This is a genomic window from Caballeronia sp. 11_S32, assembly GCF_056930355.1.
Genome location: NZ_JBXOWH010000004.1, coordinates 1,405,633 through 1,424,851 on the forward strand (window position 1 = coordinate 1,405,633; position 19,219 = coordinate 1,424,851).

Here is a 19,219-nt window from a genome sequence, read left to right on the forward strand (position 1 = left end):
ATGCGTCAGTGGGTGAGGGACACGGCGTCTTCAGCGCCGGTTCAGCTTCGGATCGGACGAATCGCGCAACTGTTCGCCGAGCACGTTGATCGACAGCACGAGCAGAAAAATGCAGGAACCCGGAAACACGGTGAGCCACCAGGCGGTGTCCATGTAGTCGCGGCCTTCGCTCAGCATGCGTCCCCACGTGGGCGTGTCGGTCGGCACGCCGAGGCCGACGAAGCTCAGGCCGCTTTCCATCACGATCGCCGTGCCGAGCGCGAAGGTAGCGAGCACGAGCACGTTCGGCAGCACGTTGGGCAGGATATGGCGCAACAGCACGCGCCAGTTGCTGCCGCGCATCACGAGCACGGCCTCGATGTATTCGAGCTGGCGGATCTGGTTGGTGTCGGAGTACGTCACGCGCGCGAAAGGCACCCAGGTGCCGAGCGCGATCACCGCGATCACGAGCGGCACGCTCGGGCTCAGGATGCCGACGACGGTGATCGCGAGCAGAAAGAACGGAAACGACAACTGGATGTTCGACAGATACAGCAGCAGGTCCGCGACGCGCCCGCCGCGATAGCCCGCGAACACGCCCGCGCAGATCCCGATCGCGGCGGCCAGCGCGACCGCCGCTATCGACACGAACAGGGCGGGCCGCGCGCCCATGATGAGCAGCGACAGCACGTCGCGCCCGAGCGCGTCGGTGCCGAACCAGTAGCGCCCTTCCGCGCCCGTCGCGCCGGCGGGAAGCAGGCGGCTGCCGAGATCCTGGAAGGTCGGGTCGAACGGCGTGATGGCATCGCCGCCGAGCGCCGCGACGAGCGTGAGCATCAGGAAGGCAATGCAGAACACGATCATCACCGGCTGGCGCGCGACACGCCGGCGCAGCCGCGCCCAGGGCGAAATGGAGAGCGTGGAGGGAGTCATGTTTTCCTCAGCCGCGGATTGACGATCCGGATCACGATTTCGACGACCACCGTGATGACCGCGAAGATCACGGCGACATAGGCAACCACGCCCTGAATGATGGGGAAATCGCGCCGCTGGATCGATTCGATGGCGAGCCGTCCGATGCCCGGCCACGAGAACACCGTCTCGGTCAGCACCGCGCCGCCGAACAGCGAGCCGATCTCCAGCGCGATCAGCGCCAGCACCGGCACGATGCCGTTGCGCATCACGGTGCGGAAGATCACGCGGTGCTCGGGCATGCCCTTCGCGCGCGCCGCGTTGACGTAGCTCGCCGGCAGCACTTCGAGCATCGACGACCGCGTGAGCCGCGTGATGCCCGGAAACACGAACAGCGCGAGCGTGATCGACGGCAGCACGAGATGCCGCCAGCCGCCGATGCCGTAGGTCGGCAGCCAGCCCAGGCCGACCGCGAAGATCTGGATCATCAGCAGGCCCATCCAGAACGACGGCACCGACGCGCCCATCACGCTCACGACCTGCACCGACCGGTCGAGCAGCCCGCCGCGCCGCGTCGCCGCGAGCACGCCGAGCGGGATCGCGAACACCAGCGCGATCACGAGCGACGTACACGCGAGCAGCACCGTGTTCGGCAGGCGCCGCATGATGATGGCGGTCACGGTATCGCCGTCGAAATACGAGCTACCGAACTCGCCCTGCGCGGCGCCTTCCATGTAGTTCAGATATTGCCGCGGCACCGGCTTGTCGAGCCCGAGCTGCTTCTGCAGCGCGAGACGCTGTTCGGCGCTCGCGTCCTGCGGAAGGATCTGGGCGGTCGGATCGCCGCTCAGGCGCACCATGAAGAACGTGAGCGTCATCGCCGTCAGCACGACGCACAGGCCCAGCCCGATCTGCTTGCCGATGAGATGCAGCATGACGCTAGGTCCTTTCGGAGGCTTTGCCGCCGGCGTAGTACTGCGTGCGCCACGCAATCCCGGCGCTCGGTCCTTCCTGCATCACGCGGCGCTGGAATTCGCTGCGCGCTTCGTCGTCCATGAACGAGAGATACGCGGCGGCTTCCACCCAGCTGTCGATATGCGCGGCCATCCCCTGCGCCTCGTAGGCGCGGTTGATGCCCACCTTGTTGATGGTCACCGCCGACGGCGGGAGACGGCACAGCGTCTCTGTCAGCGATTCGACGGCGGCCTCGAGCGCATCGTCCGCCACGACCGTGCTGACGATGCCCATGCGCAGCGCCTCGGCCGCCGTGAACTGCCGCCCGGTCAGCAGGATGTCCTTGGCGATCTTGTGATTGACGAGCCACGGCACCATCATGAACGCGGGACCTTCGCCGAACAGGATCTCCGGCTCGCCGAGGCGGCAGCTTTCGGCGGCGATCGTGAAGTCGCACGGCAGCACCAGTTCGAACGCGCCGCCCATGCAGTAGCCGTGAATCGCCGCGATCACCGGCTTCTTGCAGCGCCACACCGCCCAGCGCGCCCGGTTGGCGATTTCGTGCAGCGAATGCAGCCGTTCCTCGTGCGTGCGGTCGCCCATTTCGAGCGTCAGGTCGAAGCCCGCCGAGAACGCCCGGCCATTGCCGCGCAGCACGATCGCGCGGCAGGCGGGATCGGCACTGGCTTGCGTCACGCGTTCGCCGATGAACGCGTAGATCTCCGGCGTCAGCGCATTGAGCTTTTCGGGGCGGTTCAGCGTGATCGTCATCACGTTGTCCTGCGTCTGGACCAGCGGCATCGGAATAGTCACGTCGGCTCCTTGTCGTTCACGGCGATCGCGGCATCGACCGGAAGCAGATCCCGGCCGACGACCATGACGGGGTTGCACTCCACGCTCTCGATCGCGGGATCGGAGCACAGCGCGGCGTTCAGCTGATTGAGCAGGTCGGCGAGCGGACCGGGCGGCACGGCGGGCTCGCCGCGGAATTCGCCCCATGCGCGGGCGCTGGTGAGCCGCGCCAACGCGCGCGCCACGCGTGCGGGCGTGGCCGGCAGAAGGACCACGGCGACATCGTCGAGCGCTTCGGTGAGCACGCCACCGAGACCGACGATGCCCAGCGACACGAGCGACACATCCCGCCGCACGCCGACGATCAGTTCGCGGCGCCGTCCGAGATCGCGCGTCACGGTGAATCCCAGTAGCGTGTGCGCGCCGGGCGCCTGCGCGACGCTCGCCGAGATCCCGCGCGCCGCGTCCTGCACGGCGCGGGCGTCGCCCAGTCCGGTGTGCACGCCGCCGAGATCGCTCTTGTGCGCGACGCCCGGCAAAATCGCCTTCACCACGGCCGGATAGCCGATCCGCTCGCTGGCTTCGGCCGCGGCTTCCGGCGAATCGGCGGTGAGCACGACGGGCAGCTTCACGTCGTATCCGGCGAGCAGGGCGTACGCGCCGACTTCGGTGGCGTAATCGCGCGATGCGGCGTCCGCCACGGTCGGCCGCGCAGGCTCCGCGCGCCGGGGCAGCGGCTCGCCGGCCCGCGCGAGAAAGCGCCCGCGCTGCCGGAGCGCCGCGAGCGCCACGCCGACCGACGCAATCGAATCGAAGCACGGCACGCCCGACTCGCGCATCGCCGTGAACGAAGGATGCGAGCGGTCCGCATACGGCGTGTAGAACACGATCGGCTTGCCGAGCTTCGCCTGCAACGCGCCGAGCAGCGGCGCCGCGCTCACGTAGTCGTGCGGGCTGTCCTTGCCGAGCCGGCCTTCCTTCCACAGACCGTAGAGCCCGTAGTTCACGGCGGCGTCGAGCGACGGACACATCGTCATGACCAGTTCGGTCAGGGAGGAGAACAGGCTCGGATCGTTGATGAACGCGCCGGTCATGTCGACGGGATTCTTCTTCGGCGCCCACGACGGCAGGAGGCCGCTCAATCTGTCGACGAGTTCGACGGGGAATTCCGGCACCTTCAGGCCCACCGATTCCACCTCGTCGGTGCAGACCGTCGAGTGGCCGCCGCCGGAACCGACAATCGCGACATCGTCGCCGGTCATCGGCGGGCAGCGCATCAAGGCTTCGGCAACCGGCAGCAGATGCTCCATCTGCGTGACCTCGACGATGCCCGCTTCCTCGAACAGCGCGCGATAAACCCGCTCCGCCGACGACAGCGACGCCGTATGCGATTCCGCCGCGCGCCTCCCCGCCGACGCCCGGCCGCCCTTCAGCACGACGATCGGCTTGATGCGGCTCACCCGCGAGCAGATTTCGAAGAAGCGGTCGCCGCTTCCCGGGCGCAGCCCTTCGAGATAGATCGCTATGACGCGCGTGTCGTCGTCCTGGCCAAGATAGTCGATGTATTCGTGCATCGGGATATCGGCCTGATTGCCGAATCCGACGAAGCACGAAAATCCGAGATCGTGCTTGCGCGCCTGATCCCACAGCGTCACCGCGACGTTGCCGCTCTGGGACACGAGTGCCACTTTGCCGGCCGGTAGCGGCGTGATTTCGGTCAGATTCAGGCCCCAGGGAAGATTGAACAGGCCCATGCAGTTCGGACCGACGATGCGCATGCCGTGCGCGTTGCAGGCACGCACCATGTCGGCCTGCAGGCGGGCGCCCTCCTCGCCCATCTCCGCGAAGCCGGCGGTGAACACGACCGCGAACGCCGCGCCGCGCGCCGCGGCCGCTTCGAGCACCGCGGGCGTCTGCGCCGGTCCGAGCAGATTGAAGGCCACGTCGATATCGGCCGGCAGATCCTTCGCGTCGGTGTGGATCGTGTGGCCCTCGAGTTCGCCGGCCTGCCGGCCGAGCAGCGAGATCCGGCCGCTGAATCCCGCATCGAGCAAGGCGCGCAGGAACTTATAGCCCGCCTTGTCCCTGTCTCTCGATACCCCGAGCAAGGCGACGTGCTGCGGCTTGAACAGGCGATGCAATGGGTGTTGGGTGGCCATGTTCGGATCAGGCTCCGGAGTGGTCGGAAGAAGGAAGCGACGGCAGGTCGGCGAAGCGCGGCGCGCGCTTTTCGAGGAACGCGGCAATGCCTTCGCGCGAATCGGGCCCCTGATGCATCGCCAGGGCGGTCTCGGCTTCGTAGCGCTCCGCGGTGCGCGTGCCGTCGCGCAAGCCGAGATTGACGCCCGACTTGACAGCCTGCACCACCGCGGGCGAGCGTGACGCGATGACGGCCGCCATCGTCATCGCTTCGGCGAGCGCCTGGCCGCTCGGCACGAGGCGCGATACGAGCTCGAAGCGGGCGGCTTGCCCGGCGCTCATCGGCTCGGCGGTCAGCATCATTTCGAGCGCCCGCGCCGGTGGGATCAACTGCGGCAAGCGGTATAGCTGACCGCCCTCGGGAAGCAGCCCGAGCCGTGCGCCGGGGGAACCGAAGACCGCGTTCTCGCTGGCGATGCGCAGATCGCAGGACAGCGCGAGCATGAAGCCCGCCGCCCAGCAATGGCCATTGACCGCCGCGATGACCGGCTTGCGCATGGTCAGCGGACGCACGAACGGCGCTTCGCCGACCGTGCTGCGCGCGTGCTCGCCGGAGGCGAGCTCGTTGAGGTCATGGCCGCTGGAAAACGCGAGATCGCCGGCGCCGGTGACGATCACGACGCGAATGCGCTGGTCGGCCTCCGCCGTGTTGAAAGCCTCAAGCAGCGCGACCGACATCGATTCGTCAAACGCGTTGCGGATCGGCTCGTTGCAAATGGTCAGCACGCGTATCGCATCACGCGTCTCCACCAGGATTTCGCCCATAAGCTTCGTGCTCCGAAATGGCATCGTCTGCGCGGATGCGCCCGTCGAGAACATCGGCGTGCCGTCTGCGCCCACGAATAATACACCGTGTTCGATTTCGAACTTGATGTCTTGTTACGGATTCTATGTCTGCCATATTTGGGCTTGTATGCCGGTAAACCCGAGGATCGATCCATGGCCACCGCTTGAAATACTTATCAATGAAATGAATGATGATTGCCAGGAGAAATAGATTTCATGAATAGAGCGCCTCGCCGAGCGCCCGCGCGTCGTCGCGTCGGGCGGAGCAGTCAGTTATGGCGATGGCGTCGAGAGAAGCGTGCGGTTTTGCACGTTTGGCATGCACGACGAATCGTCGTGCCCAGACTCTCAACCAGAATGCCCGGATATCGATGGGAAGCGGTCAATCGAGGGGCCTGGACTCCGCAACTATGAATGACGGAAGCTGGACGGACCCAGAACCTCTTGCAGCCGGACGTGCTCTTCCAGAGAGCCAGATAAATGAACTGCCCTTCGAGAACTTCCTTTGACGCTGATTGCAGTGTCGTAACAGCTCGCTGACAAAGATGCAGGCGTGCTAATACGCAGATGTCTCAAAGCGCGGATCACGGTGCGGCCCACAGGTTGGGCTTGCGGTCGTGAACCGACACATCGCGACTGCGGCGCCGTTCGCGATGGGCGCGCACTCCATGGATCGGCCGGCAAAGTCCACCTGCCCAATGCCTTGCCGGAGCCGCCACAAACGCTCCCCGATGCCTCATTGATGCAGAATCGGCGCAAAGGCCACAACGACACGACCTGATTACGATGGACGACCCAGAATCCCTTTCCCTGGCACTGCCCGACGGCACTAAGGTCTCTGGGCTCCTCCGAGTGCCGGAGGACGCGCGAGCCCTGTTCGTCTTCGCGCACGGTGCAGGGGCGGGCATGAAGCACGCCAGCATGTCGTCATTGGCCGACGCGCTTGCGGCGGCCAATGTCGCCACATTGCGCTACCCGTTTCCGTACATGGAGCGGGGCTCCAAGCGGGTGGACTCGTCGGCCGTGGCACATGCTGCCGTGCAGGCAGCCGTCGCAGAGGCCCGCCGGCGGCTGCCAGCCCTGCCGCTCTTCGCGGGCGGCAGCCGCCAAAAAAAGGATGCGGCGTTCAAAATTCATCTCGTCTCCACTTGACTCGCTTCGTCATGCTTATTTAATAGCGCTCTATCCGACCCGTATTGGATAAAACATCGCTCGGGAAGGTGTTCCTTCGTATGAGGAACCGTACGCGTCAGGTCGGCCGGCCTACGCGTCGTGAAGGCCGGAATATCCTGTCAGGAAAGGTATCCGATCACGGCCGAGGCCAAATCAGGTTCTCGGGTTGAACTCCTTGGTCGAGTCGACGGATGTTGTCGGCGATCGTGCGATAGCGCCGATTCAGCAAACCTCTGCTCCAACCCGAGATATGCGGCGTCATTGCAACATTGGGCAACTCGGAAAACGGATATCGCGACGGCGCCAGTTCGTCATCCACGGTTTTCGGGTACTGATACCAGACGTCGAGCACCGCCCCACCGATTCGTTTGTCGCGTAGCGCCTCGTAAAGCGCTCGCTCCTCGACCACTTCGCCGCGCGCGACGTTAATGAGCAAACTCGTGGCCGGCAGGCGCGCGATGCGTTCGCTGTCCATCAGATGCCTCGTCGTATCGTCAAGCGGACAACATAGAACCAGAATGTCGGTGTCGGGCAGGAATGCATCGATCTGCTGGATCGGTGCGGTGGTGTCGAAGCATGGCGCCCCGCCGCCGCGCCGGTTGATGCCCGTGGTGCGGACACCGAACGCTTGTGCACGCTTCGCCACTTCCTGACCGATATGGCCGGTTCCCACGATCGTCATCCGCGCACCGTGGAGTTCGCCACGAAACGCCCTTTCGAGATAGGCGCGTGGCCACGACTGAGCGGTCAGCGCGCTCGGCAGATGCTGCGCGAAGATGTGACCGAGCGCAGCGTGCATCACGTACTCGGCAATCGGCACCTCGTGGCAAAACACATTGGCGCCAATGCATCCCTCAGGCAGGCTGCTCCACGCGATGCCTTCGTAGCCGGCCCCGGGCACATGAACGAGCCTGGCCGACGTGCCCGAAGCCTCTTCTTGCGACAGATGCGTCGTGACAAGGACATCGGTATCGAGTCGCCCGATGACCTGTTCTATGCCTTGAACATCGAAGCCCGGCCCAAGCAGTTCAGCGAGCAGCGGCGCATGCGGACTGTGTTGTCTCAACAGAAGGACTTTCACGCCGTTCCCCTTTTGTTTGGTTGCGATCTTTCGGTCATGCAAGCCTCGTGCTCTTCCGCGTCCAGATCGAGGCGACGGATCGGTCCCATCAGGAACGCGTAGGCAGCGGCCGATACGAGCGCGTGAGCAGCGACGAAGACCAGCACGCCTGCATAAGAGCCGGTCGTCGCGATGATGTAGCCGCTCACGATCGGCGTGACGATTCCGCCGATATTCCCAATCGCATTGAACACGCCGCCGGCAAGACCCGTGATCTGCTTCGGCGCGGTATCGGACACCACGGCCCAGCCGATGGCCGCCAGCCCTTTGCCGAAGAACGCGAGCGCCATGATCGCCACGATCTGCCATTCCTCGGTCACTGCGTTGCAGGCCACCATCGTTGCCGCGAGCAGCATGCCGACGATGAACGGCGTCTTTCTCGCGAAGGAGATGGAACTGCCGCGACGCAGGAGCGCATCGGAAAGGAACCCGCATGCGAGTCCGCCCAGAAATCCGCAGATCGCCGGAATCGCGGCGACGAAGCCGACCTTGGCGACCGGCATGCCGCGTTCATGCATCAGGTACATCGGAAACCAGGTGATAAAGAAATACGTCAGCGCGGCGATCGCGTATTGCCCGATGTAGGCGGCGAGAAAGATGCGGTTGCTCAGGACCTTACGGAGCGTGCGAAAGCCGGGCCGAGGTGCGTCGGAGTACTTCGCATTGTCGAGATCGGTCAGCGCCCCACCTTGCGTGATATGGTCGAACTCGGCGCGATTGATGCGTGGATCACGCCTCGGATCGTGAATCAGCTTCGGCCAGGCGAATGCAATGAGAACGCCCAGTGCGCCCATCGCGAGGAAGATGTATTGCCATCCCCAATGCGCGGCGATCAGGCCCATCAACGGTCCGAAGAACGCGACCGCGACATACTGCGCCGAGTTGAAGATCGAGGTCGCCGCGCCTCTTTCCGCGGACGGAAACCACGCTGCCACGATCCGGTTATTGGCCGGGAAAGCCGCCGATTCGACCAACCCCAGCAGGAAGCGGATCACGAAGAGCGCAACGAACGCATAGGCGGGGTGGAACACGCCGACGCTCGCCTGCAACATCGTGAACATCGACCACGACAGCAGACTGACACCGTAGATCAGCTTCGAACCAAACCGGTCCAGCAGCCAGCCCGCCGGAATCTGGCCGAGCACGTAACTCCAGCCGAAGGCGGAAAAGAGGTATCCCATCGCGACCGGCCCGATACCGAACTCCTTCGAGACCGCGGTTCCGGCAATCGAAAGCGTCGCGCGGTCCGCGTAGTTCAACGCCGTGACGACGAACAGCACGGCGAGGATCCAGTAGCGGACCTTCGTTGGCCTGGCATCCTGAATGGACGCGCCATAACTTCGACTCATCATTGTCTCCTTTAATCGCCTCGGCTTATCTGTACGCCTGCGTTCAGCGATCGTTGCGGGTGCGCCATGCGGAGAACTTCTCGTGGGTCTCCGGTTTCGTCGCCGGATATAGCCCGATGATGGCCTCCCCTTCCTGCACCTGCTCCATCACGAAGTCCTCGAACGCGGTCATTTCGGTGGCCTCGGCGGTGACTTCTTCGACGAGATGTGCGGGAATGACGATCACTCCGTCGTTGTCGCCGACGATGACATCGCCGGGAAACACGGCTGCGCCGCCGCAACCGATCGGCACGTTGATATCGAGTGCTTCGTGCAACGTCAGGTTGGTCGGCGCCGAAGGACGGGTGTGGAACGCCGGAATGCTGCTGCGCGCGATATCGTCGGCATCGCGGAAGCCGCCGTCGGTCACGACGCCGGAGACGCCACGCTTCATCAGTCGCGTCACGAGAATGCCGCCTGCGGATGCAGCTCGCGGATCGTTGCGGCTGTCCATCACGAGGACCGCGCCCGGCGGGCATGTTTCGACGGCCTTGCGCTGCGGATGCTCAGGGTTGCGGAAGACCTCGAGCCCGTTGCGATCCTCGCGCGCCGGGATATAGCGCAGCGTAAAAGCCTCCCCGACCATGCTCTTGCCCAGTCGGGCGAGCGGCGTGACGCCTTGAATCACTTGCTGGCGAAGGCCGCGCTTGTAGAGCGCGGTCGCGAGGGTGGCGGTGCTGATCTTTTCGAGTTGCGCGCGCAATGCAGGGGTAAGGGATGACGTAGACATAGCCTTTTTTGATCAAGATTGGATGACGGGACTCAACGGGACTCAACGCGACTCAACGCGACTCGCGTACGGTGGCATCGGCGCGGAGCTTCACTTCGGGACGCAGCGCAGTGCCAAGACCAGGCAGAACGGGCGCTTTGACCATGCCGTGATCGATGACGGGGAGTTCACTGACGAGATCGCGATACCACGTCGAGAGCGTCGCGCGCACGACTTCCTGATAGATCGCGGTGGACGCATGCAGCGCGAAATGCAATCCGGCCATCAGCGTGATCGGCCCGGTGCAGTCGTGAGGCGCGAGCGCCCGGCGGTGCGATTCGGCGATGGCCGCAATCTTGCGCGCTTCGCTCAAGCCGCCGCACCAAGCCAGATCGACCATGACGATGTCGACTGCGTCGGCGGCCATCAGCTCGCGAAATTGCGTGCTGCCGGAAAGCGTTTCGCTACCGCAGATCGGTACGCGCACGCGCGAACGCAGATCCGCCAGCGCCTCGACGTCGTGCATCTTGTTGATTGGGTCTTCCGCCCAGAACACGCCGAAATCCTCGAGCGCGCGACAAATGCGCTCGGCAGGCACGGCGCCCCACAGGCTATGCAGTTCGCACATCACTTCGATGTCGTCGCCGACGGCCTGACGGATTTTGCGGAACGGCTCGAGTCCTTTCTTCAGGTCGGCGAGTGAAATGTTCTGGCCGCCGGTCGCGGCTGCGAAGACATCGAACGGCCAGATCTTCATCGCACGATAGCCTTCTTCGCGAAGGCTCATCGCCAGGCGGCCCGCGTCCTGGTTGAACGCGATCTGGTCGTCATAGGGACCTTGCGCCGCGTCCTGTCCCGAGATCACTCGTCGCGACGCGTTGTTGCTGTTGTATGAGTAGCCGGCACACGTGTTGTAGGCCGGGATCTCGAGACGGTTTGCTCCGCCGAGCGCTTCATGCACGGGAATGCCATGGCGCTTGCCCTTGATATCCCACAGCGCAATGTCCACGGCGCTCGCCGCGCGAATCTCCGCGCTCGCGCCCTGAAAGCCGACATACGGCGACTGCAGCAGACGCGAGATCGAATCGATGCGGCGCGAATCCTGCCCGATGATCTGCGGAGCAACCTGCTCGTGAATGACGGCTTCCACCGCTTGCGCGCCGCGGAAGGTTTCGCCGAGGCCGATGAGTCCTTCGTCGGTTTCGACTTCGACCCAGATGAGGTTAGGCCTCTCGGCAATACGGATGGTGCGCAGCTTCGTGATAGTGGACATGGCAGTGTTGACGACCGTTGAAGAGTTGCAGCCATGCTCTCAGGGCGACCATGCTTGCGTCAAAGAATGGACCAACCTGTATTACAGGATTAAGATTTTGGGTATTCACGATCGAGCCCACTTTGATGACCGTCTCCCCGCTCACCGACGTTGCGTATCAAGGCATTCTGGCTTTCATCGACCGCAGCCGGCTCATGCCGGACGACAAACTGCCTGGTGAAAACCCTATGGCGGAGATGCTTGGCGTGTCTCGGCCGATTGTCCGTCAGGCCTTGGCACGCTTGAGGTCGGAGGGCTGGGTGGTGTCGCGCAAAGGCGCGGGCAACTTCGTCGGACAGCCGCACCTGCGCAGCGCGCCTTTCGGTCCGATCCAGAGTGTCGAAGAAGTTCGGGCCTTTCTGGAATTCCGCTGCGTAATAGAGGGCGAGTGCGCCGCGTGGGCTGCGGTGAGCGAAAACCGCGAACTGCGCGATGAGATCAGCACGCGGCGACGCATTCTCGAACTGGCGATTAGCCGCGGCACCGAGAGCATCGAGGAGGACATCGCCTTTCATGAAGCGATTGCGGCCGCCAGCGGCAACAAGTTCTACGTAATGACCATGGCCGCCATTCGGGACCATAGGCGTATGGCCACGCGCGTCATCAGAGAGTTTTCGTCACAACCCAGATTGCGGCGCGTGCGGGACATCCGCGAAGAACATCAGTTGATCGACAAGGCAATCGCGAAAGGCGATCCGGACGAAGCGCGCCAGGCAATGGTCTCTCACATAAGAAGCGGCATCGCGCGTTTGTTTGGATAAGATTCGCCGTGGCGTACAGCCTGTGTTACAAGACCTGCACACCTGTACGTCAGATGGAGCAAGCTCGTGTCGACCAGTTCGACACAATACGCCAAGCATGCGCATATAGCGTGCCGATGTCCCTGCAATTCATTCGTGGCGAAAACCCATCGACGCCTGCTAGCGGGCGTGGAGTCACAGGCCTTAACAAAATGAGTTCTTCAATCTTCGCCAACAGATGATGCAGCAGGCGATTTTCATGAAGGCTTCGTGGATGAGAGCGAGCCGTTCGAAGCGGATGCGTAGCCGGCGAAAGTTGTGAAGCCACGAAATGGTTCGCTCCAAGACCCAGCGTGTTTTACCCAATCCGCTACCGTGCGGCTGACAGCGCCCGGGCAATTTCTGTGGCAATGTCCGCTGCATGCAACGGACGTCGATGTTTGTCGTGGTCGTAGCCTCTGTCGCCCTGAACGACTCGAGGCTTCGATCGTGGTCTGCGAGGCTTGCCACTGATGGGCGTGATAGCCTCGACCAACGCTTGAAGTCGCTTTAGCCGTATGACGCTGGATCAAAGCCGTTACGTGTGCATCGAGTCTTCACGGCCTGCCGGATCGCTCGTGATTTTCTTCTTTACGCACGACGACGGCTTGTGGCGAGTGTTTCCGCCCGCCTCCCGGCGCCCCGCGATGAGAGCGTAAGGCCGACCCGCGCGGGCTGAGCGTCGCGCGGGTTGCGAACTGTACCAGCCGTTCGAGTGACGGCGCTATCACACAGGTGAGCGGCAAAAACTGGCCGGCCTCTGTCATCGACATCGATACATCGAAAGCGCGAGCACCGTCCGCCGCTGGATGGGACAACTCAGCTCTGCGCTCACTCGAACTTTTGCCGGAGTGTGAGTCGGACAATCCCACAAGCGACGTGGCGCCAGCCGACAAGCGCTGCATCGTACGGGCCTCTCTCAGTGCTCGCCGCCGATCTCGGCGAGCACGTTGGAAGCCAGCACGACGACGCCCTTTGCCGCAGGCACGGTCTTGACCAGCGACTGCGCGACCGCCCGCGCACGCACCGGTCGATAGGTTCTGGGCAAGAGCGGCGCCAGCAGCTTCGCGATCGGGATCGCGAGCTGTTCACCGATGCGCGGCGGCTGCTGCAGGCCATTTCGGTAGTCCAGTAGCAGCGAGGGTTGCGCAATCACCAATGCAGTTAGTCCCATTGCTTTAAGGGCGTCCTCTAATTCACCCTTGACGCGGTTGTAGAACATTGAGGACTTCGCGTTGGCCGCCGCCGCGCTTACCAGCCCCACGCGCCGGGCTCCCGCGGCGAAGGCAGCCTTGGCCACCGCCAGATTGGCCTCCAGATCGACGGCGCGAAACGCCGCCTGACTACCAGCCACCTTGATCGTGGTGCCGAGCGCCAGATACACTTCGTCGGTCTGCGGCAGCGGAGGCAAGCGGCTGAAATCCACGATGTGGACGTGAAGCTTCGAGTGGCGGGCACTCAATGGCCGGCGAGCCAGAGCATGCACCTCCGTGACCGTCCGGTCCGCCAGCAGGGCCTGAAGTATCAGGCCGCCCACCAGTCCTGTCGCGCCGGCCAGCAGCACTTTCCGTTGTTCGACAAGCGTGGCCAAGTCTGCTTCTCCTCAATTCAGGCGCGTGGCATGACGAGCGCTCCCGGGCGTCTGCCCGGTCCAATCCTGGAACGCGCGATAGAAGGAATTGGGATCTTCAAAGCCTAGCAAGAAGGCAATCTCTCCGCCCGACATCGTGGTGTTTTCCAAGTAGTGGCGCCCGAGGTTCTCGCGGGTAGTATTGACCAGGGCGCGAAAGTTCTCCCCCTCGCCTTCAAGGCGACGCTGCAGCGTACGCTTGCTCAACCCCAGGCGCTCGGCAGTCTTCTCGATGGTGGCCGCGTTGCCAGGCAGCAGTTCCAGCAGGACGGCACGCACGCGTTCCGCCGTCGTCGCCGACGCATCGAGTTCGCTGAGCCGGCGGCGAAGGTCAGGCTCGAACACACGCCACATGCCTTCGTTGACCGTGAGAAACGGACGCAAGGCGTCCACGGCGGAGAATGTGATAATTGGGCTCGCCCCGCGTCGCACGGGTGCGCCGAAGAAGTTCTCGTAACGCCGGGCATAGGCGCCGGGCGGGAGTTTCGGAAGCGCCACCCGAAGCGCCTTGACGGGCTCGCGGGTCGCGAGTCTGGCCAGTCGCACGAAAAACGCGATCTCTGCCACCTGCAGCGAATAAGGCACATCCGTCTGCACCGACAGCCAGCGAGGCGTCAACGTCAGTTCGCCCGCCTTACCCATGTCCACATCCAGGCTCATGGGAGCCACGAGTTGCTTGTACTTGGCGAGCCGTTGTACAGCCTGCATCAGATTGGCGCTGCACAGCGCGGCGAACAGGGGCGGATCGAAAGACTCGGCCGAGAGGCTTTCGACGATGCGCAAGGGAAACGTGACATCATCTGCCTCGGCTTCCAAAGCGCGCCAGAAACGGAAATAGCCTTCAGTGGTAAGCCCTTCTCTTCCGCGGGAAAGCAAGTCTTCAGGAAGCCCGGCCCGACGCAACACATGACCGGGCTGGAGGCCTAAGTCCTTCAGTAAAGCCCGCCAGCCGATGTCTACTGGGAAGGTCTTGCTGTGCATCATCAGAACTCCGTCGTCATTCAACGGGGCGCTATACCTCCCCATTCAAACCACACGGGAAGTATAGAGAACTGGGGCGCCGTGGTTAATTCAAAATGCGCCACACAGGCTGCGAACGGTGCCACCTTAGCGTGGTTGTCGTTCGCGTCACCCTCACCGCGATGACGCCACTTGCATTGAGAATTGCGCGAATCGTTAGAGCGTTGTCGAGGCGTGCTTCTTAAGGTGAGCATCACGAGCCGTAAGGAGCACGCGAAGAGAAATTCAGCTCCGTCACGTCTGTAATCTACTTTGACAACGTCGTTGACGCGATTGCCATTGCCAACGAGGCGTCCGTCGCATGCTTTGACGACGTGGAATGCGACCGATGCCATCGATCAGGTCGATCCCATGAAATGAGGCGAAACCTGAATGAACCTCTTCTGCCTGACCGGCTACGCCATCCTCGACCGTCGGCGACGATTTCTGGCACATCCCGGCCGTTTACAGAAGTCCGGTCAGAAAAACTTCCACTCTTCGAAGGCTAGCGAGGTTCTGCCTCACGCGTGACACTCCCGGGTTCGGCCGGTCGCTGCATCCGCGGAACTTTCGTTCAAGCGACTGCTACCAGTCTGCACTGGCGCGAACGATGGCGCGAACGATTGGCGCGATCGGGATTGTTCGTGGCGCGCTTTGCTAGCCCATCGCAGAGATTGAACCGCTACCATCACCCTATTCAATCCGAAATAAGGAATAGCCATGAAACCCGCAGCGGCATTGATCACCGGTGCTTCGAGCGGCATAGGTCTGGAACTGGCGCGTATCCATGCAAGCAAGGGGGGCGATGTTGTTCTGGTAGCGCGTTCGCGCGACAAACTCGAATCCATCAAGCTGGAACTCCAGAGGCTGTACGGCGTGAAAGTCCATGTGATCGCCGAGGATCTCGCAGACGCTGCGTCGGCCGATCGGATCTTCTCTGCCACCGAGGCACTGGGGCTATCTATCGACGTGCTGATCAACAACGCTGGCTTCGGCGGCCATGGCAAGTTTGTCGAACGTGACCTCCATGCCGAGCAGGCCATGATGCAGGTGAATATGGTGACGCTTACCAACCTGACCCATCACTACCTGAAGGTCATGGTGGCACGTCGGCGTGGGCGCATCCTGAACGTCTCGTCGACCGCGTCGTTCATGCCGGGGCCGTTGCAAGCGGTGTACTACGCGACTAAAGCCTATGTAACCTCATTCACTCAGGCCATCGCCGAAGAAGTACGCGAATACGGCGTGACTGCCACGGCTTTATGCCCAGGCGCTGTGGCTACCGGCTTCGTCGCCGCCGGCGATCTGCAAGGCGTGGATGCCTGGAAGAACGCAAAGTCGGCCGAGTCAGTGGCGCACTGCGGCTACGAGGCCATGGAACGCGGTGAGCTCGTGGCGTTCAACGAGTCGAAGCTGCGGATCATGCTCGATTGGATTGTTCCACTGCTGCCGCGGAAAACGGTGCTGAAGATTTCACGTCAGGCGATGGAAAAAGCAGCTTAATGAAACACGCTGAGCGCTTTGCCATGCTTCCTGGCTGAGAACTGACAACTTCGACAGGGGAGTCGCGCCCGGCGGCGTGGTGGGGCTATCCAGCCAGCGACGCGGATACAACGAATCACTTCGATGGCGGAAGACAGCCGGAGTCGAACCGACCTGGGAATGTCTGACATCCCCAACTGGGTTTGAAGCCCAGCCGCACCACCGGATACGAATGTCTTCCTTTTCACGACCGCGATCGATCATGCTTGCTCGAAATTCGACCGGGCGTCCGATTATAGCGGCGCATCTTCAACTGCTGCCATCGCGCGAACGCGAGGGCGGCTGCCGTCGCCGCACGAGCCGATAAACGCAGTACAGCAAGGCCATCGCGACGAGCAGATCGACCACCGTCGCGCCGTGCGATTCCAGCGTCAGCACCGCGCGACGCAATTGCGGCTCGAAGAGCGCGCCGCCCATCACCCAGAACGACGCCCACGCGACGATGCCCGCCGCGTCCCACGAAAAGAACGCGAGCGCGGCGATCTGCGTCGTGCCCATGAGCGGCGGCGTGACGAGCCCGAGTCCCGGCACGAACTTCGATACCGCGACGATCGGCGCGCCATGCCGCTCGAACAGTTCGCCCGTCGTGCGCATGCCGGTATCGACCGCATACGACCTGCGCGCGAGCGCCGCGACGAGCCGCCGCCCGTAGATGCGTCCCGCCGAAAACCACACGCTGTCGCCGAGCAGCGCCCCGCACATCGCCGCGAGCAGCACGTGCCCGAACGACAGCCGCCCGCTCGCCACCATCGAGCCCGCGAACACGAGCAGCGGCGCGGACGGCAGGGGCACGCCCAGACGCGTGAGCAGGACGTTCGCGAACACGGCCGCGCCGCCCCACTGCACGATCGCCGACGGCGGAATCTGGATCAAGCGGCACCTCCCGATCGTTGGCTGCCGGGCGCAATCGGACACCTCATTCCGGCTTCGACTCGACGAGCATCACCGGCACATTGCCGCATCCCGCGCTGCTCGCAATTTCGATGCCGCGCCACGGCGAGCCCTCGCCGTGATCGAAGGCCATCGGATCGACGCGCCTGTCCGGCCTCAGCACGTTGAACGGCCACGACGGCCGCCGCAAGCGCTCGTGCACGACCGAGCCGAGCCAGATCGGCGCAGGCGGCGCGCCCGCGTGCTCGCGCACCGCATAATGCGTCGCCCAGAAACGCAGCACGTCCCGCTCGTCGCTGCCGCGATTCGAACGCGCGAACACGAACTTCGAAGGCTCGCCGTTGTTCAGGCGCGGCAGCGCGGGCAGCGCGATCGCGGGCGCATTCGGCAACACCACCGACATCACGCTCGCAAGCGACACATGCGACACCTCGGTCCAGCCGCGCGACAGCAGTTGCGCGCGCATCTGCTCGGGCGTCGCCGCCCATTGCACGGTGATCGGCTCGCGGCGATCGCCCTCCATGCTCGACCGATAGCACGAGAACGTGCGCCAGACCGAATCGGTCCATTGAATCGGCGTGACGACGACGGTCTCCGGCGGCGTCGTGTGCGCCTCGGTTTCGTCGCTCAATTGCAGCGCGACGCTCGCGCAGATGACGGCCAGCACCGCGACCGGCATCAACGGGCGCGGCTTCGGCTTGGCCGGATTGCGCCATACCGCCGTGAGCGCGATCAGAAAAACCCACACGGCCGCGAGCGCCGCGCTGCCGAGCGCATCGGAGATGGTGAAGCGGCCGAAGTACAGCCCGGCGAGACCGACCGCCGTGACGATGGCCGAGGTCGCCGTCGCGATGAACACGCCCGTCAGCACACCCACGCGCCGCAACAGCAGAAAGGCGAGAAAGCCGTAGATCACGACCGTGGCCGCCACATGGCTGCTCGGAAAACGATGCTCCGTCGGCGCGAAGGACACGAGAATCGGCTCGTGCGCCGTGAAGCGGATCGCCGCGACGAGCAACTGCGAGAACGCAATGGCCACGACCCAATATGCGACCGTGCGCCAGCGCCGCTCGAAGCTCATCCACACGATGACCATCGCGCCGAGCGCGAGCAAGGTCTGTGTGCTGCCGAGCGTCGCGGCGGCATCGAGAATCGAATCGGTCCACGTCGAACGGAAGGATTGCAGAAGCCGGTAGATCGACACATCCACTTGCACGATCGACGCCCCGCGCGCCACATTCGCGAGCACCGAGAAAAAGAGGATCGCGGAGGCGAGCAACAGCACCGAGATGACCACGATGAGACCCGTGGCCGGATTGCCGGGATCGAGCGCGCGCGACACGAGCCGCGCGACCAGTCCGCGGCCCTTCTGCGCCCACGCGAGCAGCGCGTCGCGCGATGCGATGGTCCAGCGCATCGCATGCGACACGACCACGCGCGCGAGATTGAACACGATCCAGCCGATCGCGGTGACGATGATGAGGATCACGACGAGCCGGATCGACACCGCGCCCGCCAGCTCGATCGACGCGCCGAACACGACGCCCGGCAGGATATGCGTCGGCGCCCAGATGAGCGCGCTCAGGATGTTCACGAAGAGAAAGCGCGCGGGCGTCATGCCGGTGACGCCCGCGACGACCGGCACCACCGCGCGCATCGGCGCGACGAAGCGCGCGAGCACGACGCTCTTCGCGCCGTGCGCATCGAAATACTTTTTGCCTGCGACGAGCGCGCCGGGATGCGCGCGAAACGGCCACATCTGCGCGATCCTGTCCGCGTAGCGCTGGCCGAACCAGAAGCTCGCGGCATCGCCGGCGATGGCGCCCGCGATCGCGCAGACGAATACCCAGCCGAGATTCAGCGCACCGGCGCCGACGAGCGCGCCCGCGATGAACATCGCCGTGCTGCCGGGCACGAAGGTGCCGATGAACGCGACCGATTCGAGAAACGACGCGAGCAGCACGACCGCGAGCGCCCACTCCGGGTGGCCCGACATGAGGTGCAGCAGCTTGAAGGAGGAATGCTCCATCGTGATCGACAGGCGAAGGCGCGAA

Annotated in this window: 16 protein-coding genes, 1 tRNA gene and 1 pseudogene; 3 read left to right on the plus strand and 15 right to left on the minus strand. The window is 63.8% G+C overall.

Annotation, left to right across the window (positions count from 1 at the left end):
• Positions 1–30: 30 nt before the first annotated feature.
• From AC1Z32_RS32635 to AC1Z32_RS32655, 5 genes are read right to left on the minus strand one after another with little or no spacing between them, the layout of a single operon-like run.
• On the minus strand, positions 31–912 hold the full coding sequence (locus AC1Z32_RS32635) for an ABC transporter permease (protein ID WP_483482948.1): 882 nt from the start codon (positions 910–912) through the stop codon (positions 31–33).
• A complete protein-coding gene (locus AC1Z32_RS32640; RefSeq protein ID WP_483482949.1) occupies positions 909–1,826 on the minus strand; it encodes an ABC transporter permease in 918 nt (305 codons plus the stop codon). The genes AC1Z32_RS32635 and AC1Z32_RS32640 overlap by 4 nt, the downstream gene beginning before the upstream one ends.
• A gap of 4 nt (positions 1,827–1,830) precedes the next feature.
• Positions 1,831–2,658 carry an enoyl-CoA hydratase/isomerase family protein gene (locus AC1Z32_RS32645; RefSeq protein WP_483482950.1) on the minus strand — a complete coding sequence of 276 codons (828 nt, stop codon included), beginning with the start codon at positions 2,656–2,658 and terminating at the stop codon, positions 1,831–1,833.
• Positions 2,655–4,796, minus strand: a complete 2,142-nt coding sequence (locus AC1Z32_RS32650) for an acetate--CoA ligase family protein (protein WP_483482951.1) — start codon at positions 4,794–4,796, stop codon at positions 2,655–2,657. The genes AC1Z32_RS32645 and AC1Z32_RS32650 overlap by 4 nt, the downstream gene beginning before the upstream one ends.
• A gap of 7 nt (positions 4,797–4,803) precedes the next feature.
• Positions 4,804–5,601 (minus strand): enoyl-CoA hydratase/isomerase family protein, encoded by a 798-nt coding sequence (locus AC1Z32_RS32655; protein ID WP_483482952.1) that lies wholly within the window; start codon positions 5,599–5,601, stop codon positions 4,804–4,806.
• A gap of 807 nt (positions 5,602–6,408) precedes the next feature.
• Between AC1Z32_RS32655 and AC1Z32_RS32660 the strand changes: the two genes are divergently transcribed.
• Positions 6,409–6,774, plus strand: a complete 366-nt coding sequence (locus tag AC1Z32_RS32660) for an alpha/beta family hydrolase (RefSeq protein WP_483482953.1) — start codon at positions 6,409–6,411, stop codon at positions 6,772–6,774.
• Positions 6,775–6,931: 157 nt separating this feature from the next.
• On the opposite strand, the gene AC1Z32_RS32665 is transcribed toward AC1Z32_RS32660, so the two are convergent.
• Genes AC1Z32_RS32665 through AC1Z32_RS32680 form a run of 4 tightly spaced genes read right to left on the minus strand, consistent with a single transcriptional unit; the run spans position 6,932 to position 11,285 of the window.
• A complete protein-coding gene (locus AC1Z32_RS32665) occupies positions 6,932–7,876 on the minus strand; it encodes a 2-hydroxyacid dehydrogenase (RefSeq protein WP_483482954.1) in 945 nt (314 codons plus the stop codon).
• The gene (locus AC1Z32_RS32670) at positions 7,873–9,267 is read right to left on the minus strand and encodes an MFS transporter (RefSeq protein ID WP_483482955.1); all 1,395 of its coding nucleotides are present in this window, start codon (positions 9,265–9,267) and stop codon (positions 7,873–7,875) included. Before AC1Z32_RS32670 ends, AC1Z32_RS32665 begins: the two co-directional genes overlap by 4 nt.
• A 40-nt stretch (positions 9,268–9,307) precedes the next feature.
• Entirely contained in the window at positions 9,308–10,033 is a 726-nt protein-coding gene (locus tag AC1Z32_RS32675) for a ribonuclease activity regulator RraA (protein ID WP_483482956.1), read from the minus strand.
• 52 nt (positions 10,034–10,085) lie between these two features.
• Entirely contained in the window at positions 10,086–11,285 is a 1,200-nt protein-coding gene (locus AC1Z32_RS32680; protein ID WP_483482957.1) for a mandelate racemase/muconate lactonizing enzyme family protein, read from the minus strand.
• 125 nt (positions 11,286–11,410) lie between these two features.
• Here AC1Z32_RS32680 and AC1Z32_RS32685 point away from each other — a divergent pair, with 125 nt between their 5' ends.
• On the plus strand, positions 11,411–12,085 hold the full coding sequence (locus tag AC1Z32_RS32685; protein ID WP_483482958.1) for a FadR/GntR family transcriptional regulator: 675 nt from the start codon (positions 11,411–11,413) through the stop codon (positions 12,083–12,085).
• A 183-nt stretch (positions 12,086–12,268) separates the two neighbouring features.
• Here the strand turns inward: AC1Z32_RS32685 and AC1Z32_RS32690 are convergent.
• From AC1Z32_RS32690 to AC1Z32_RS32700, 3 genes and pseudogenes are all read right to left on the minus strand, one after another.
• Positions 12,269–12,611, minus strand: a pseudogene (locus AC1Z32_RS32690) (transposase); the annotation flags it as partial.
• 411 nt (positions 12,612–13,022) lie between these two features.
• Positions 13,023–13,694, minus strand: a complete 672-nt coding sequence (locus AC1Z32_RS32695) for an NAD(P)H-binding protein (RefSeq protein ID WP_483482959.1) — start codon at positions 13,692–13,694, stop codon at positions 13,023–13,025.
• A 12-nt stretch (positions 13,695–13,706) separates the two neighbouring features.
• Positions 13,707–14,717 (minus strand): AraC family transcriptional regulator, encoded by a 1,011-nt coding sequence (locus AC1Z32_RS32700; protein WP_483482960.1) that lies wholly within the window; start codon positions 14,715–14,717, stop codon positions 13,707–13,709.
• Positions 14,718–15,452: 735 nt separating this feature from the next.
• Between AC1Z32_RS32700 and AC1Z32_RS32705 the strand changes: the two genes are divergently transcribed.
• Positions 15,453–16,235, plus strand: a complete 783-nt coding sequence (locus tag AC1Z32_RS32705) for an SDR family NAD(P)-dependent oxidoreductase (RefSeq protein WP_483482961.1) — start codon at positions 15,453–15,455, stop codon at positions 16,233–16,235.
• 124 nt (positions 16,236–16,359) lie between these two features.
• On the opposite strand, the gene AC1Z32_RS32710 is transcribed toward AC1Z32_RS32705, so the two are convergent.
• The 3 genes from AC1Z32_RS32710 to AC1Z32_RS32720 all read right to left on the minus strand — a co-directional run bounded on the left by AC1Z32_RS32710 (position 16,360) and on the right by AC1Z32_RS32720 (position 19,194).
• Positions 16,360–16,455, minus strand: a tRNA-Sec gene (locus AC1Z32_RS32710).
• A 68-nt stretch (positions 16,456–16,523) separates the two neighbouring features.
• Entirely contained in the window at positions 16,524–17,147 is a 624-nt protein-coding gene (locus tag AC1Z32_RS32715) for a DedA family protein (RefSeq protein ID WP_483482962.1), read from the minus strand.
• A gap of 43 nt (positions 17,148–17,190) precedes the next feature.
• Entirely contained in the window at positions 17,191–19,194 is a 2,004-nt protein-coding gene (locus AC1Z32_RS32720) for a bifunctional DedA family/phosphatase PAP2 family protein (RefSeq protein ID WP_483482963.1), read from the minus strand.
• Between the last annotated feature and the right edge of the window lie 25 nt (positions 19,195–19,219).